Source organism: Amycolatopsis sp. WAC 04182, assembly GCF_003947465.1.
Lineage (GTDB): Bacteria > Actinomycetota > Actinomycetes > Mycobacteriales > Pseudonocardiaceae > Amycolatopsis.
Window position 1 is genome coordinate 417684 of sequence record NZ_QHJJ01000006.1, and the last position, 16106, is coordinate 433789.

A 16106-nucleotide genomic window follows, 5' to 3' on the forward strand; every position below is an offset into this window, starting at 1 on the left:
CTGACCAGGCGAAAGGGGTCCGGCATGCCCGACGACGCGCGTCCGGATGTACGGCTTCTCGGTGAACTTTTCGCGTATTGGGCGGAGACGATCCCCGAGCGGGAAGCCCTCTCGTTCCAGGGGCGGCGGCTCACCTGGGCACAGCTCGACGAGCGGGCGAGGCGGGTCGCCGGTGCGCTCGGGGCCGCCGGGCTCGGCAGGGGCGACAGGGTCGCCTTCGTCGACAAGAACACGCCGGCCTGCCTGGAGGTGACCTTCGGCGCGTCCTCGCTCGGGGCGGCGAACGCGGTCGTCAACTGGCGCCTCGCCCCGGAGGAACTGGCGTACGTCCTCGGCGACAGCGGCGCGCGGATCGTCTTCGCCGGTCCCGAATCGCTGGCCGCGGTCGAGGCGCTGCGTGATCGGCTGCCGTCGGTCGAGCGCGTGATCGTCGTCGGCGGGGAAGACAACCAGTACGAGGACTTCCTGGCCGGGGCTGACCCCGCGGGGCCGTCACCCGAGGTCGGCGAACACGACGGCGCGCTGATCATCTACACCAGCGGTACCACCGGTTTCCCCAAGGGCGCCGTGCTGACGCACCGGAACCTGTTGGCGCACAGCAGGAACGCCGGTGCCCAGTTCCCGATGGGGGAAGGCGATCGCAACCTGGTCGCGATGCCGCTGTTCCACGTGGGCGGGAGTTGTTACGCCATCATCGGTTTCCATTACGGGCAGCCGACGACGATGACCCGCGAGCCCGACGGTAAGTCCCTGCTGGGCGCGCTGGCCGAGGGTGTCACGCACGCGTTCCTGGTGCCCGCAGTGGTCGCCGGGATCATGCAGGCGGGGGAGCAGGCCGTCGCCGCGTTCTCGCGGTTGAAGTACCTGGGCTACGGTGCGTCGCCGATGCCGCTCCCGTTGCTGCGGAAGTCGCTCGCGGCCTGGCCGGGCACCAGGTTCGTGCAGGTGTACGGCATGACGGAACTGTCGGGAGTGGTGACGGCGCTCGATCCGGAGGCGCATCGCGACACCGCCCGTCCGGAGCGGCTGGCGTCGGCGGGCACGGTGCTGCCCGCGGTGCGGATGCGCGTCGTCGACCCGGCGACCCTCGAAGACACCGAACCGGGGACCCCGGGTGAGCTGTGGTTCCGCACCGACCAGGCGATGGCGGGCTATCTGGGCAAACCCGAGGCGACCGCGGAGACGATCGTCGACGGGTGGGTCCGCAGCGGCGACGTCGGCAGGGTCGACGACGGAGGCTTCGTCTTCATCGAGGACCGCGTCAAGGACATGATCATCACCGGCGGCGAGAACGTCTACTCGCCCGAGGTGGAACGGGTCCTCGCCGAACATCCCGCGGTCGGCGAGGTCGCCGTGATCGGGATTCCCGACGAGCGCTGGGGCGAACAGATCAAGGCGGTCGTCGCGCCCGTGCCCGGGCAAGAGGTCGACGTCGACGAACTCGTCGAGTACTGCCGGGAACGCCTGGCGCACTACAAATGCCCGCGTACGGTCGAGATCGTGGAAGCGTTGCCGCGCAACGCGACCGGCAAGATCCTCAAGCGCACCTTGCGGCGCCCGTACTGGGAGGGGCGGGAGCGGGCCGTCTGATGCCGTCGACCGTCAGCCGCGAGAAGTACTTCGACGCGGCGCTGGACCTCCTCGCCGAGTCCGGGTTCGCCGGGCTCAACGTCGGCACGCTCGGCAAACGCCTGGGCGTCACCAGCGGATCCTTCTACCACCATTTCGGCGGCTGGCCCGGTTTCGTCGGCGCGCTGCTCGAGTTCTGGGCGCAACGGCAGGTGCGGATCCTGCGGGACCTGGACTTCGGTTCCGGCGGACCCGAGGCGGACTTCGCCGCGCTGATGAGCCTGACGCGCGGCCTCCGGCATCGCGCGGAGGCCGCCATCCGCGCCTGGGCGGCGAACGACGAAACCGTTCGCGTGGCGCAGAAACGCGTCGACGACGCCCGGGTCAAGACGGTCGGGAAGGTGGTGGCCGAGCTGATCCCCGACCGGCGCCGCGCCGAGGTCGTGACCTCGCTCGGGCTGGCGATGCTGGTGGGGTATCAGCAGGTGGCCTCGGCGGGCGGCTTCACCGATCTCGGCGAGATCCTCGACGAGTACACCCGGCTCGTGCTCGCGGGTTAGGCGTTGCCGAGCACCCGGGTCACGGTGATCTCGACGACCACGCGTTCCGGGTTCGGCTTGGGCTGCCGGTAGCGCGCGGCGTAGCGGTTCTCGGCGTCGCGCACCGACTCCGGGTCTTCGCGCAGCACGGCGCGTCCCTCCAAAGTGGACCAGCGCGGCCCGTCGATCTGGCAGGCGGCGACCGGAATGCCCTGTTCGCCCGCTTCCTTGATCAGCCGGGCCTTCTTGGACGAGCGGAACGTGATCACCCTGGCGATCCCGGCCTCGAAGTCCACCGTGACCCCCACCGCGACGACGTGCGGGGTCCCGTCGGGGCGGACCGTGGTCAGGGTGGCGAGGTGCCGTTCGGTCCAGAAGTCCCGGAAGGACTCGCCGCGCGCGCTCAGGTCGATCGTCATGGCGTCAACGCTAAAGTACGCGTCACGCAGGCGTCCTTTGAGGTAATAGTAAGGAAACTTTCTTAACTCTCTTGTTTTTGCCCCACCCGGCTGTCACTCTCGAAACGCGCCGCCGCCATCAACGACGTTTCCGGAGGAGCCGATGAGAAAGACCGTTCGGACAGTGCTGGCCGCGGCCGCGCTGACCGCCGGGCTGGTCGCCACGACCGCCCCCGCCACCGCGGTGACCGCTCAGGGGACCCCTTACCTGCCAGGCGTTCTGCGCCCGTCCGTAGCCCAGTCGGCGCAGGACGCGGCGCTCGCCAAGTACTACGACTACTGGAAGAAGAACTTCCTGACCACCAAGTGCGGGGCGGGCACGTACGCGGTCAAGGCGCCGGACGCCGACCATGCCTTCGTGGCCGAGGGGCAGGGCTACGGCATGACCATCGCGGCGATGATGGCGGGCAAGGACCCGCAGGCGCGCACGGTCTTCGACGGCATCCTGAAGTTCGTCAAGGCGCACCCGTCGGTGATCGACAAGGATCTGCACGCCGCCGAGCAGAACGAGAGCTGCCAGAGCGACAACGGCAGTGACTCGGCGACCGACGGCGACCTCGAGATCGCGTACGGCCTGCTCCTCGCCGACAAGGTCTGGGGCAGCGGGGGTTCGGTCAACTACAAGGCCGAGGCGCTGCGGATCATCAAGGCGATCAAGCGCAGCGAGGTCAACCCCGACACCAAGTTCATGCGGCTGGCGGACTGGGCCGACAGCGGCAAGTACATCAACAGCTCGCGCTCCTCGGACTGGATGCCGGGGCACCTTCGCGCGTTCGAAAAGGCCACCGGCGACTCGTTCTGGGGCCAGGTCCGGACGCGGCAGGAGAAGGCCGTCACGCAGCTGCAGCAGCAGTACGCGCCGAAGACCGGCCTCATCCCGGACTTCGTCGTCAACACGAACTCCACGCCGAAGCCCGCTCCAGACGGCTTCCTCGAGGACCACGACCCGCACTACGGCTACAACGCCTGCCGTGACCCGTGGCGGCTCGGCGTCGACGGCATCACCGTTTCGGGGAGCCCCGCGCAGGGTCAGGTGCGGAAGATGAACACCTGGATCCAGCAGAACACCGGCGGCAACCCGGCCAAGATCACCACCGGCTACACGCTGTCCGGGTCCAAGCTGCCGGGCGAGACGGGTCAGCACCCCTGCTTCACCGCGTCGTTCGCCATTGCGGCGATGAACGACCCGGGCAGCCAGGCCTGGCTCGACAAGCTGTGGACGTCGATCACCACCTGGTCGCCGAACGCCAAGGACTACTACGGCACCGGCATCACCGTGCAGGTCCTGATCATCCTGTCGGGGAACTACGTCGCGGTCTGAGGTAACTCGCGCGAAGGCCTCCTTCCCTCGGCTCAGCCGAGGAAACTCGACCTTCACGCGTTCCCGAGTACATGAAGGCCCCCTTCCTTGCGCCTAGGTACAGGAAGGGGGCCTTCATGTACCTCAGGCGAGCAAGGTGCAGGTACCGAGCTGGTCAAGGTCTCGTGAGTGGTGAGGACGGTTAGAACCGTCCTTACCACTCACGACCCCGGGCCACGGAAGCCGCGTGAAGGGGGCCTTCACGCGCGAAACGGACATCCACCGGACAGGATTTCAACTGCGAGTTGACCTCTTCAACACCCAGTTGTAGCGTCGGCGACCACCTGAAGCCCCCGTGGAGGTCCGTCATGCCGTCGACGCCGCTCACCCTGACCCGAACCTGGCGCCTGGCCGTGCTCACCGGCGTGGCCGCGCTCGTCACCGCGGCCTGCGGAGGTGGGCCCGACGGTGCCGGTGGCCAGGAACCCGCCGCGCCGGGCGCGCCCGCCGCCATCCCGGACACGGCCGCGCTGATCGAGTCCGTCCAGAAGGACGCCGCCGTCGCCGGCACCCTGCCCGCGAAGTACGCGCAGGCCGGGATGCTGCACCTGGCCTCGAACCTGCAGTCCGCGCCCAACAACTTCTACGCCGCCGACGGCAAGACCCCGATCGGCTACGAGGTCGACCTCGCCAAGGCCATCGGCAAGAAGCTGGGCGTCACCGTGCACCACCAGGACATGGCGTTCGGCTCGCTGATCACCAGCCTCCAGTCCGGCCGCGTCGATCTCACGATGGCCGCGATGAACGACACCAAGACCCGCCAGGCGCAGATCGATTTCGTCGACTACTTCTCCTCCGGTATCACGATCATGGTCCGCAAGGGCAACCCCGACGGGATCTCCGGCGCGGACACGTTGTGCGGCAAGAACGTCGCGGTCGTGCAGGGGACGAGCCACCAGAAGTTCGCCGAAGAGCAGAACGGCAAGTGCACGCAGGCCGGGAAGCCCGCGCTGACGGTGACCGCGACCGATTCCGACACCCAGAACCAGAACCAGCTCCGCACCGGCCGGGTCGCCGTCATCCTCAACGACCTGCCCAGCGCGGTCTACATCTCGCGGACCGCGGGCGAGGGCAAGTTCTTCGAGGTCGTCCCCGGCGAGCCGATCAACGGCGGGCCGTACGGGATCGGCGTCAACAAGGAGAACAAGCCGCTCGCGGAGTCGATCCAGAAGGCGTTGCAGTCCCTGATCGCCGACGGCGGTTACGGCAAGATCCTGCAGGCCTGGGGCGTCGAGCAGGGCGCGGTCAAGGAGGCGAAGCTCAATGGCGGAAGCTGAGCCGCTGCCGATCGTCCGGCTGAGGCACTGGGGCCGCTGGGTCAGCGCCGTCGTCATCCTCGCGCTGCTGGTGCTGCTCGGGATCGCGCTCGCGAACGCGCAGATCCAGTGGGATTCCGTCCCGGAATTCCTGTGGTACCGGGTGATGGCGGTCGGTCTGCTCAACACCGTGCTGCTCGCGGTGATCGCGCAGGGTTCGGCGATCGTCATCGGGATCGTGATCGCGTTGATGCGCCGCTCGGCGAATCCGGTGGCGCGCTGGTTCGCGGCGGGCTACATCTGGCTGTTCCGCGGGCTTCCGGTGCTGCTGCAGATCCTGATCTGGTACAACCTGGCGCTGGTCTTCGAGTTCATCTCGATCCCGCTGCCGTTCGGCGGCTACCTGCTGCACGAGCAGACCAACGTGCTGATCACCGCGTTCACCGCCGCGCTGCTGGGCTTGGCGCTGAACGAGAGCGCGTACATGGCGGAGATCGTCCGCGCCGGGCTGAACAGTGTCGACAGTGGACAGACCGAGGCGGCGAAGTCGATCGGGATGTCGCCGGGCGCGACACTGCGCCGCGTGGTGCTGCCGCAGGCGATGCGGGTGATCATCCCGCCGACCGGCAACGACTTCATCAACATGCTCAAGGGGACGTCGATGGCGTCGGTGATCGGCGTGACCGAGCTGATCCACGCCGCCAACAACATCTCGTCCAACAACCTGCTGGTGATGGAGACCCTGTTGGCCGCCGCCGTCTGGTACATGGTCGTGGTGACCGTCGCCGGGGTCGGGCAGCACTATCTGGAGCGAGCCTTCGACTCCGAGGATCGGTCGAGGAGCCCGTTCTCCCGTGCCGCCAAGGCCTTGCGCACCGCGCCGCTGGTGAGGAGTGAACGTGTCTGAGCCGCTGCTCAAAGCCGTCGGCGTCCGCAAGAGCTATGGCCACACCGAAGTACTCGGCGGGATCGACCTCGAAGTCCACAAAGGACAGGTGGTCTGCCTGCTCGGCCCGTCGGGCGCGGGGAAGAGCACCTTCCTGCGCTGTGTCAACCACCTGGAGACGATCGACGCCGGGCAGGTCTGGGTCGACGGCGAGCCGATCGGTTTCCGGCTGCGCAACGGAAAACTGTACGAGCTGAAGGAACGCGAGGTCGCCCGGCAGCGGCGCGACATCGGCATGGTGTTCCAGCGGTTCAACCTGTTCGGCCACCGGACGGCGCTGCAGAACGTCGTCGAAGGGCCGGTGCGGGTGCTCGGCGTCCCCATGGACGAGGCCAAGGAGCAAGCGCTCGAACTGCTCGACAGGGTCGGCCTCGCGCACCGGGCCGACGCCTATCCGGCGCAGTTGTCCGGCGGGCAGCAGCAACGGGTCGCGATCGCCCGGTCGCTCGCGATGAAACCGAAGCTGATGCTGTTCGACGAGCCGACGTCGGCGCTCGATCCGGAACTCGTGGGCGAGGTGCTGGCGGTGATGGGTACGTTGGCCGCGGAGGGGATGACGATGGTCGTGGTGACGCACGAGATGGGGTTCGCGGCCGAGGCCGCGGACGAGGTGGTGTTCATGGCCGACGGCGTGGTCGTCGAGACCGGGCCGCCGGGGGAGATCCTGAGCGCGCCGAAGCACGAGCGGACCAAGCAGTTCCTGGCACGGGTCCTCGCATGACGCGGATCTCCCCGCGGTACCTGCTGCAGTTCGACGAGCCGGCCGGGTACCTCGACTTCGCGCGGTTCGGGCCGCCGTCGCACGCCGTGCTCGACACGACGGCGAGCCTGCTCGACGCCGCCACCAAGGCCGGTCCGTCCACTGTGGACGACCTGATGCGGCAGGAGACCAGGGCCAAGGCCGCCGCCGCGCGGCTTTCCGGCAGCGACACCGACCACACGGTGCTGCTGCCGCACACCAGTCTCGGGTTGTTCCAGGCGGCGTTCAACGCGCCCGGCGGCCAGGCGCTGGTGTCGGCGGCGGAGTTCCCGGCCAACACCTACCCGTGGGCGCGGGCCGAACAGGCGGGACGGCTGACCGTGCGGCGGCTGCCGCTGGGGAACGTCACCGCGGGCGCGGTCAAGGCGGCGCTGACGCCGGAGACGTCGCTGGTCAGCGTGAGCGCGGTCGACTTCCGCACCGGGTACCGCGCCGATCTCGCGGCGATCCGTGAAGTGGTCGGCGACAGGCTGCTCGTGGTCGACGGCATCCAGGGCTTCGGGGTGACCGAAGCGCCCTGGGAGGTCGCGGACGTGCTCGTCGTCGGCGGACAGAAGTGGCTGCGGGCGGGGTGGGGCACCGGTTTCGCCGTGCTGTCCGATCGCGCGCTGGAGCGGATGGAACCGATCCTCTCCGGCTGGACCGGCGCCCGCGATCCGGGATTGTTCGACGACGAGATCCATCCGGCCGACGAGACCGCGGCCTCGTGGTCCCTCTCGAACCTGAGCCCGATCACCTCGGGCGCGTTCGCGGCCGCGCTGGAACTGGTCGAGGAAGCGGGCGTCGGCGCCATCGCCGGACGGATCGCCGAACGGGTCGGCGAACTCGAAGAGGCCGTGAAATCCGTGGGCGGGGAAGTGGTTTCGGCCGTCGACCGGCGGGCGGGGATCCTCGCCTTCACGCTTCCCGGGCACGCGGCCGAACAGGTGGGTTCCGCGCTGGCGAACGCCGGGATCGCCGCGACCGTGCGTCCGGAACATGTCCGGCTGTCGCCGCACGCGTCGACTCCGGCGAGCGCGGCCGAACAGGTGCGTTCGGTGTTGGAGCGGCTGAAGAAGCCGGTCACGGTGGTCGAAGCGCCGGTCGTCGCTTCGGCGGCTTCAGGGGATCTGCTCACCGCGCTCGTCCCGGCGGTGCACGCGCTCGCGGCGATGCTGGGGCCGGGCAACGAAGTCCTGCTGCACGACCTGAGCAGGCTCCCGGACTCGATCGTCGCCATCGCGGGTGACCTCACCGGCCGGACGGTCGGCGGGCCGATGACGGATCTGCTGCTGGGCCTGGTCCGTCGCGGTACCACGCAGGACCTGACGAACTACGAGACCCACGGCCCCGACGGGCGCGCGATCCGCTCGTCGACGTTGTTCCTGCGGGACGCCGACGGGGTCGCGATCGGTTGCCTGTGCGTCAACCGGCTGTCCGACGGTGCGCCGAAGGCCAACGGGCACGAGCCGGAGACGTTCCCGCCGGACGTCGACAGCCTGCAGCGGTTCCTGGTCGGGCGCGCCGTGGCGAAGGCAGGGATCCCGGTGGACCTGATGAAGAAGCGGCACAAGGCGGCCGTGGTCCGGGAACTGGACGAGGCCGGGTTCTTCCTCATCAAGGACTCCGTGGACCACCTCGCCGGGGAACTCGACGTCACGCGGTACACGATCTACAACTATCTGAACGAGATCCGGGGAACCTGACGCTCTCGCGCGCGCAATGAAGGACGCTTTCATAGCAAAATTTGCTATGAAAGCGTCCTTCATTGCAGCGGGGGCTAGGCGAGGAAGGACTCCACGGCATCGGCCGCCTTGTCGATTCCGCCGTTCCCGCGCGTCTCGGCCTGGACCTCGGCGAGCCGCGCGGCCACCTCGGGCGACCCGGAGACCCGATCGACGGCGGCCCGCAACGTCGAGGCCGTCACCTCGTCCGCCGGGAGCTGCTCGCCGACACCGAGTTCCGCCAGCTTCGCGGCGTTGCCGAAACCGTCGGTGGCCAGCGGGATCGCGACGGTCGGCACGCCGTACCAGAGCGATTCCGTGCTGCCGCCCATGCCGGCGTGCGTGATGAACGCCGACGCGGCCTCCAGCACGGCGAGTTGCGGCACGAACGGATGCACCTCGATGTGCTCGGGCAGCGGCCCGAGCGCGGCCGGATCGGTCTGGCCGATGGAGATGACGACGTGCCAGTCCGAGTCGCGGAAGCCGTCGACACAAGCGCGGAACAGGTCGAGCTGGTCGGTGAAGGCCGTGCCGAGCGACATCAGCAGGACCTTCCTGCCGTTCGACGGCGGGGTCCAGCTCCGGTCGGCGAGGCGTTCCGGGTCCAGCGCCGGGCCGACGAACCGGACCGTGGACGGCACGCGCTCGACGTTCGGCTGCATCGCCTTCGGCAGCAGCGCGAGCACCTGGGGCGGATGGGAGATCCAGTCCCAGGCGTCGGCCTCGATGCCGTTCTCGTGCAGCCATCGGGTGAACGTGGCGAAATAGTCCTTTCCGGACGGTGAGGTCCGGATCGCGGTCAGCATCTCGCCCATGTCCTCTTCGTAGCCTTCCCAGGCGACATACGTCGGGGAAAGCTGCACCGCCGGAACGTCGTAGCGCTCGGCCAGCAACGGAGCCGGGAGGCCGCCGATGTCGTACAGCAGCAGGTCCGGGCGGTTCTCGTCGTAGAAGCCGGTGAGCACCGGCATCGCCTGGATGCCCTCGTCGAGGAAGACCCGCATCTGCGACGCCGGATCCTCCGGCCACGCCGCCTGATCGCCGAGCGGGAGGATCGACGGATGCGGGACGACCTCGGCCCCGGTCGGCTCGATCAACCCGGTGAGCGGTTCGCCCACGGCGTAGGTGACCCGGTGCCCGCGAGCGACCAGCTCACGGATGATCGCCAGCGACGGATAGACATGGCTCGGCGCGGTGCTGCCGATCATGGCGATGTGCTTGTTCCGCATGATGTCCTGTCCGGTTCCGTGAAGGGGTGTCAGACGGCGGGCATGGGGACGTGGCAGATCATGATCGTCAGCGTAGCGAGCCCCGCGAGACCGCCCAACCGATTAACGGGTTGCCCGGTTTGCCGCGATCGGGACCCGCCGTTGGTAGGGACCTTCGCCGCAAGGCTTCCGCGGGTCAGGGACGTGGATAGGGTTTCGGGGCTTTCACCTTTGGAGGGAAAGGGAGAAACCTTTGAGACGTGTGCTCATCACCGCGCTGGCCGTCGCCACGCTGGCGTCGGTCGCGGTGACCGCGCCCGCCGTCGCGGCGGAAGAGACGCAGCCCGCCGAGACGATCACCTGGGGCGCCTGTACCGACGAGACCTTGATCAAGGCCGGTGCCGAATGCGGCTACCTGCCCGTTCCGCTGGACTATTCGCGGCCGCGTGGCGAAAAGATCCAGCTCGCGCTCAGCCGTGTCAAGCACAAGACACCCGACGCGCAGTACCAGGGCGTCATGCTCACCAACCCGGGCGGGCCCGGCGGTTCCGGGCTGCTGCTCGCCACTCGCGGGACGCGCGTGCCGAACCACGCCGGCGACGCCTACGACTGGGTCGGTTTCGACCCGCGCGGCGTCGGCTCCAGCAAACCCGCGCTTTCCTGCATCCCGAACTACATGGACTACAACCGGCCGAACTACGTGCCGACGACGCGGCAGCTGGAGCAGACCTGGTTGCAGCGCTCGAAGTCCTACGCCGACGCGTGCGCGGAGAAGAACAGCCGCGCGCTGCTGGAGAACATCAAGACGACCGACACGGTCAAGGACATGGAGAGCATCCGCAAGGCGCTCGGCGCGGAGCAACTGAACTTCTACGGGTACTCCTACGGCACGTATCTCGGCCAGGTCTACGGGACACTGTTCCCGCAGCACGTCCGCCGGATGGTCCTCGATTCCACTGTGGACCCTCGCAACGTCTGGTACCAGGCCAATCTGAATCAGGACGTGGCGTTCGACGTCAATCTCAACATCTGGTTCGGCTGGGTCGCGTCGCATGACGGCGTCTATCACCTCGGCAAGACCCAGGCCGCGGTGAAGCAGGTCTTCGACGAGCAGCTGAAGAAGCTGGCGGCGGTTCCGGCGGGCGGCTACATCGGGCCCGACGAGTTCCTCGACGTCTTCCAGCAGGCTTCCTACTACCAGCTGCGCTGGCCGCTGCTCGGGGACGCGCTGGCGAAGTTCGTCAACAAGGGCGACTGGCAGACGATGAAGGGCCTGTTCGAGGGCTTCGGCGGCCGTGGTGACGACAACGGCTATGCCGTCTACCTCGCCGTCCAGTGCACGGACGTGAAGTGGCCGCCGAGCTGGCAGCAGTGGAAGCGCGACAACTGGCGGACCTATCAGCAGGCGCCGTACTTCACCTGGCAGAACGCTTGGTTCAACGCGCCTTGCCTGTATTGGCCCGCGAAGCCCGGCAAGCCGGTCAAGGTCGACGGCTCGAAGGTGCCGAGCGTGCTGATGATCGGCGAGACCCTCGACGCGGCGACGCCGTACGAAGGCAGCCTCGAAGTGCGTAGCCGGTTCCCCGGCGCTCGCCTGATCGGTCAGCCGGGCGGCACGAGCCACGCCATCACCCCGCGCGGCAACGCGTGCGTCGACAACCGGATCGCCGACTACCTGGCGACCGGGGCACTGCCCGAGCGCAAGCCCGGGCGGACGGCCGACGTCGAATGCGCGCCGCTACCACTCCCGGTACCCGCCTAACCCGGGAGTACATGAAGGCCCCCTTCCTTGCGCCCAGGTACAGGAAGGGGGCCTTCATGTACTCCCGGGGTTTCCACGGCAGGGGACTTTGTGTTACAAAGTGGAAGTGAGCTTTGTAGTTCAGAGTGCTCGAAGGGGGAAAGTCATGGCGGACGCGTTCAGCCTCCAAGGGCTGGTCAAGCGCTTCGGCGACGTCCTGGCCGTCGACGACGTCAGTGTGCGGGCCGCACCGGGGGAGGTCGTGGCGCTGCTCGGGCCGAACGGTGCGGGCAAATCGACCACCATCGACATGCTGCTGGGCCTGAGCAGGCCGGACGCCGGTCAGGTCCGGGTCGCCGGGCTCACCGCGGCCGAAGCGATGGACCGGGGGATGGTCGGCGCGATGGCGCAGAACGGGACGTTGCTGAGGGACGCCACGGTCGCCGAACTCGTCGGCCTGTTCGCTTCGCTGCACCGGAACGCGCTGCCGGTCGGTGAGGTGCTCAAACGCGCCGGCGTCACCGAATACGCGAATCGCCGCTGCGGGAAGCTCTCCGGTGGCGAGCAGCAGCGGGTGCGGTTCGCGCTCGCGCTGGTCGGTGATCCGGACCTGCTGGTGCTCGACGAGCCGACCGCCGCCATGGACGTCGACGGGCGGCGCCGGTTCTGGGCGTCGATGCGCGAGTACACCGAGACGGGCCGCACGGTCCTCTTCGCGACGCACTACCTCGCCGAGGCCGAGGACTACGCGGACCGCGTCGTGCTCATGCGGCACGGCCGGGTGGTCGCGGACGGTCCGGTCGGCGAGGTCCGGGCCGCGGTCGCCGGACGCGTGCTGCGTGCCGTCGTCCCGAATGCCACCCAAGCCACGCTCGCCGCGTTGCCCGGGGTGTCGCGCGCGGTGCTGCGCGCCGGGCACGCGGAGCTGAGCTGTGCCGACTCCGACGCCGCCATCCGCGGCCTGCTGCGCGAGTTCCCGCTCGCCTCGAACATCGAAATCACCGCTGTGGGACTGGAAGAAGCCTTCATCGCACTGACCGCCGATGTGGCTGAAGGAGCATTGCGATGAACCTGAACTACCTGGCGCTGGAGATCAAGCGCATCGTCCGCAGCCCGCAGTTCGCGTTGTTCACCATCGGCATGCCACTGGCGATGTTCCTGTTGTTCGGCGGGATCTTCGGCGCCCGCGACATCGCTCCGGGGGTCTCGACCGCGACGGTGACCATGGTGAACATGGCCGCGTACGGCGCCATGACCGCCGCGCTGTTCACCGGCACCCGTGTCGCCACCGAACGCACCGACGGCTGGCAGCGCACCTTGCGGCTGACACCGATGCGGGCGCCCGGCTACCTGATGGTCAAGGTGGCGGCGGGATTGTTCGTCGCGTTGCCCGTACTGCTGGTGATCTTCGCGGCCGGCATGATCCGCGGTATCCGGCTCGAAACCGGCCAATGGCTGACGATCTTCGGCGCGCTCTGGCTCGGTGCGCTGCCCTTCGCGGTGCTGGGCCTGATGATCGGCCTGTTCGGCAAGGGCGACACCGTCCAGGCCGTGACCGGCGCGCTGATGCTGCCGCTGGGCATGTTCGGCGGACTGTGGATCCCGCTGCAGGTCCTGCCCGGCTGGATGAACACCGCGGGGCACCTCATGCCGACGTACTGGCTCGGTGAGATCGGCCGCGCGCCGGTGCTCGGCGGTTCGGGCACGCTGACCGCCGTCGCGGTGCTCGCGGCGTGGCTCGTGGTCCCCGCGCTCGTGGTGATGGCGAGGTTCCGGCTCGACACGGCGAGACTGTGAACCCGTGTTAGTTTTCCGAGGTGGTGGAGGATGAACGGGACGGCGACGAGCGGCCGATGACGCCCGAGGAGTCGCTCGCGCTCATCGCCACGGAGTCCGAGAAGACCCGGCGCGAGATCGGGCCGAATCCGGCGGTGCTGCTCGCCGTGTGGGGTTCGGTGTGGCTGCTCGGCTTCGGGCTCGTCTACCTTTCCGCCCCGCCGACCGCGCTGCTGCCGATGTGGGCCGCCGGGGCGATCGCCGCCGCCGGTTTCCTCGGCGCCATGGCGTATTCGGCGATCTACGGCATCCGTTCGGGCCGCGGCGTGCGCGGGCCGTCCCGGCTCGTCGGGGCGATGTACGGGTGGAGCTGGATGATCGCGTTCGGCGGGCTGACGGTGGTGAACACCGCGCTGATCCGCCTCGGCCTCGACACCGGACTGATCCCGTTGCTGTGGTCCGGGACCGCGCTCATCCTGACCGGCCTGATGTACCTCGCCGGCGGGATGCTGTGGCAGAGCAGACTGCAGTACGGCCTCGGCGTGTGGATCATCGCGTGCGGCGCGGCGAGCGTGCTGGCCGGGGGACCGCACAACTTCCTCGTGCTGAGCCTCGCGGGCGGCGGTGGCTTCCTGGTGGCGGCGCTGGTCTTCCTGGTGCGGGCGCGATGAGCGAAGACGGGCTGCCCCAGCTCGATCCGGTGATCCACGCGCAGGCTCGGCTGCGGGTCACCGTGGCGCTGTCGAGCCTGGGGCCGGGGGACAGCATCACCTTCCCCCGGCTGCAGCAACTGCTGGACATGACCCCGGGCAACCTGTCGACCCATCTGCGCAAACTCGAGGACGCGGGCTACGTCGACATCACGAAGGCGTTCGAGCACCGCACGCCGGTGACCCTGGTCGAGCTGACCACCCGTGGCCGGGCCGCGTTCGAGGAGTACACGAAGGCCCTGCATCGTCTTCTCGAGGTGCCGGGCGATGGGCGGGCATGACCGGTGGGTCATCCACCTCGACATGGACGCGTTCTACGCCTCCTGTGAACAGCTGACCCGGCCGACCTTGGCGCGGCGTGCGGTGCTCGTCGGCGGCGCGGGCCCGCGCGGCGTCGTCGCCGGAGCGAGTTACCAGGCGCGCGAACACGGGATCAAATCGGCGATGCCGATGTCGCAGGCCCGGCGGTTGCTGCCGCCCACCGGGGTGATCCTGCCGCCGCGGTTCAAACTCTACGAGCTGCTGAGCACCCAGGTGTTCGACCTCGTCGCGAAGTACGCGCCTGTGCTGGAACGGATCTCCCTCGACGAGGCCTTCGCGGAACCGCCTTCGCTGGCCGGTGCCTCTTCCGACGAGGTGCGGGAGTTCGGTACGCGCCTGCGTGAGCACATCCGGTCCGAAATCGGCCTGGTGGCGTCGATCGGGGCGGCGTCGGGAAAGCAGGTCGCGAAGGTCGCGTCGGATCTGGCGAAACCGGACGGGCTGCTCGTCGTCGACCAGGGCACCGAACGCGACTTCCTCGCGCCGCTGCCGACCAGGGTCCTGTGGGGGATCGGCCCGGTGGCGGAAGGGAAACTGCGGGCGATCGGCGTCCGCACACTGGGTCAGCTGACCGCGCTCTCCGACGCCGACGCGGTGTCCACTTTGGGCAGTGTGGTCGGGCGGGACCTGCGGCGGCTGGCCACCGGCGTCGACGACCGGCCGGTGTCCGACCGCGCGGAGCTCAAGCAGGTCAGTGCGGAGACGACCTTCGACCGCGACCTGATCGATCTGGTGAGCCTGCGCCGCGAGGTCCGCGACCTCGCCGTGCACGCGCACCGGCGCCTCGTCAACGCCGAACGCGTCGCGCGGACGGTGGTGGTGAAGCTGCGGCACACCGATTTCAGCACCGTGACGCGTTCGGAGACGATGGCCTCGCCCACCGACGAATTCGACCAGCTCGCCGCGATGGCGGAACGGCTGCTGATCGATCCCACCGAGTTCGGCGGGGTGCGGCTGGCCGGGGTGGCGTTCTCCGGGCTTTCGGTGCCGCATCAGGATCCGCTGTTCACTCTTTCCGTTCCGGCCGCCGAGACACCCGTGGTCGAACGAGCGCCCGCGCCGGTACCGGTGGCGACGTCGAGCTGGCGGCCCGGGGACGACGTCGTGCACGAGTCGTACGGGGCCGGATGGGTGCAGGGCGCCGGGCACGGGCGGGTGACCGTCCGGTTCGAGACGCGCACCAGCGGGCCCGGGGTGGCGCGGACGTTCCCGCAGGAGGATCCGGCGCTGCGGCGGGGTGAACCCGGCGACTGCCTGGCTTGAGGGTCGCGTGCTCGAACGCGTAACTCGCGTGATCAGAGACGTATCTCGCGTGATTGAAGAGCGAACTCGCGTGATTGGAGGGCGATCACGGTGTCCCGGTCAGATGCACCAGTTCCCGTCGTCGCCTTCGATCAGCAGCGCGCCGTACGCGCGTTTCTCGTTCCGCTGGTCGTTCAGGACCGCCATGGCGGCCTGCCCCTTCTGGTCGACACTGCCGACGGCGACCGGCGTTTCGCCTGAGACCAGCTCGTCCGGAGCGGCGGGCTTATCCGGCGTGCGTGGGCAGGTCAAGGCCAGAAGCGCGGGATTGTCACCGTCGGTCATCGCCTTCGCGATCGCCCCGGCGGTGCCGTCCGCCGTCGTCCGGTCGGGCGACGAACCGCACGCGGCGGCGACCCAGAACGCGACGACGACGAAACCGATCAGGCCCCACCGGGAGTGCGCGGACATGGCAGCGATACTCCGCGATCAGGCGTGACGCTGTCCAGTGACCGGC

At 68.9% G+C, this 16106-nt stretch carries 16 protein-coding genes; 13 read left to right on the forward strand and 3 right to left on the reverse strand.

Features of this window, described 5'->3' with window-relative positions; genetic code table 11:
* Positions 1 to 24: 24 nt before the first annotated feature.
* Complete coding sequence (locus DMH01_RS31095) at positions 25 to 1590, forward strand: long-chain-fatty-acid--CoA ligase (RefSeq protein ID WP_125680996.1); 1566 nt, start codon at positions 25 to 27, stop codon at positions 1588 to 1590.
* Positions 1590 to 2129 carry a TetR/AcrR family transcriptional regulator gene (locus DMH01_RS31100; protein ID WP_125680998.1) on the forward strand — a complete coding sequence of 180 codons (540 nt, stop codon included), beginning with the start codon at positions 1590 to 1592 and terminating at the stop codon, positions 2127 to 2129. Before DMH01_RS31095 ends, DMH01_RS31100 begins: the two co-directional genes overlap by 1 nt.
* Here DMH01_RS31100 and DMH01_RS31105 read toward each other — a convergent pair.
* A complete protein-coding gene (locus DMH01_RS31105) occupies positions 2126 to 2527 on the reverse strand; it encodes a PPOX class F420-dependent oxidoreductase (RefSeq protein ID WP_034320079.1) in 402 nt (133 codons plus the stop codon). The genes DMH01_RS31100 and DMH01_RS31105 overlap by 4 nt on opposite strands.
* Positions 2528 to 2669: 142 nt before the next feature.
* On the opposite strand from DMH01_RS31105, the gene DMH01_RS31110 reads away from it, so the two are divergent.
* From DMH01_RS31110 to DMH01_RS31130, 5 genes are all read left to right on the forward strand, one after another.
* Positions 2670 to 3887, forward strand: coding sequence for a glycosyl hydrolase family 8 (locus tag DMH01_RS31110; RefSeq protein WP_199745693.1), 1218 nt, complete (start codon positions 2670 to 2672; stop codon positions 3885 to 3887).
* A gap of 347 nt (positions 3888 to 4234) precedes the next feature.
* Positions 4235 to 5203, forward strand: coding sequence for an ABC transporter substrate-binding protein (locus tag DMH01_RS31115; RefSeq protein ID WP_125681005.1), 969 nt, complete (start codon positions 4235 to 4237; stop codon positions 5201 to 5203).
* Positions 5190 to 6089 carry an amino acid ABC transporter permease gene (locus DMH01_RS31120; RefSeq protein WP_125681007.1) on the forward strand — a complete coding sequence of 300 codons (900 nt, stop codon included), beginning with the start codon at positions 5190 to 5192 and terminating at the stop codon, positions 6087 to 6089. The genes DMH01_RS31115 and DMH01_RS31120 overlap by 14 nt, the downstream gene beginning before the upstream one ends.
* Complete coding sequence (locus DMH01_RS31125; RefSeq protein ID WP_125681009.1) at positions 6082 to 6849, forward strand: amino acid ABC transporter ATP-binding protein; 768 nt, start codon at positions 6082 to 6084, stop codon at positions 6847 to 6849. The genes DMH01_RS31120 and DMH01_RS31125 overlap by 8 nt, the downstream gene beginning before the upstream one ends.
* A complete protein-coding gene (locus DMH01_RS31130) occupies positions 6846 to 8573 on the forward strand; it encodes an aminotransferase class V-fold PLP-dependent enzyme (RefSeq protein WP_125681011.1) in 1728 nt (575 codons plus the stop codon). Before DMH01_RS31125 ends, DMH01_RS31130 begins: the two co-directional genes overlap by 4 nt.
* 74 nt (positions 8574 to 8647) lie before the next feature.
* Here DMH01_RS31130 and DMH01_RS31135 read toward each other — a convergent pair whose 3' ends face one another.
* Entirely contained in the window at positions 8648 to 9820 is a 1173-nt protein-coding gene (locus DMH01_RS31135; RefSeq protein ID WP_125681013.1) for a macrolide family glycosyltransferase, read from the reverse strand.
* A gap of 232 nt (positions 9821 to 10052) precedes the next feature.
* On the opposite strand from DMH01_RS31135, the gene DMH01_RS31140 reads away from it, so the two are divergent.
* From DMH01_RS31140 to DMH01_RS31165, 6 genes are all read left to right on the forward strand, one after another.
* Entirely contained in the window at positions 10053 to 11561 is a 1509-nt protein-coding gene (locus DMH01_RS31140; protein ID WP_125681015.1) for an alpha/beta hydrolase, read from the forward strand.
* A 145-nt stretch (positions 11562 to 11706) separates the two neighbouring features.
* Complete coding sequence (locus DMH01_RS31145; RefSeq protein WP_125681017.1) at positions 11707 to 12609, forward strand: ABC transporter ATP-binding protein; 903 nt, start codon at positions 11707 to 11709, stop codon at positions 12607 to 12609.
* A complete protein-coding gene (locus DMH01_RS31150) occupies positions 12606 to 13337 on the forward strand; it encodes an ABC transporter permease (RefSeq protein WP_125681019.1) in 732 nt (243 codons plus the stop codon). The genes DMH01_RS31145 and DMH01_RS31150 overlap by 4 nt, the downstream gene beginning before the upstream one ends.
* 20 nt (positions 13338 to 13357) lie before the next feature.
* A complete protein-coding gene (locus tag DMH01_RS31155; RefSeq protein WP_125681021.1) occupies positions 13358 to 13987 on the forward strand; it encodes a hypothetical protein in 630 nt (209 codons plus the stop codon).
* On the forward strand, positions 13984 to 14307 hold the full coding sequence (locus tag DMH01_RS31160) for a transcriptional regulator (protein WP_125681023.1): 324 nt from the start codon (positions 13984 to 13986) through the stop codon (positions 14305 to 14307). The genes DMH01_RS31155 and DMH01_RS31160 overlap by 4 nt, the downstream gene beginning before the upstream one ends.
* Complete coding sequence (locus tag DMH01_RS31165; protein WP_125681025.1) at positions 14294 to 15610, forward strand: DNA polymerase IV; 1317 nt, start codon at positions 14294 to 14296, stop codon at positions 15608 to 15610. The genes DMH01_RS31160 and DMH01_RS31165 overlap by 14 nt, the downstream gene beginning before the upstream one ends.
* A gap of 99 nt (positions 15611 to 15709) precedes the next feature.
* On the opposite strand, the gene DMH01_RS31170 is transcribed toward DMH01_RS31165, so the two are convergent.
* Positions 15710 to 16060 carry a hypothetical protein gene (locus DMH01_RS31170; protein WP_125681027.1) on the reverse strand — a complete coding sequence of 117 codons (351 nt, stop codon included), beginning with the start codon at positions 16058 to 16060 and terminating at the stop codon, positions 15710 to 15712.
* Between the last annotated feature and the right edge of the window lie 46 nt (positions 16061 to 16106).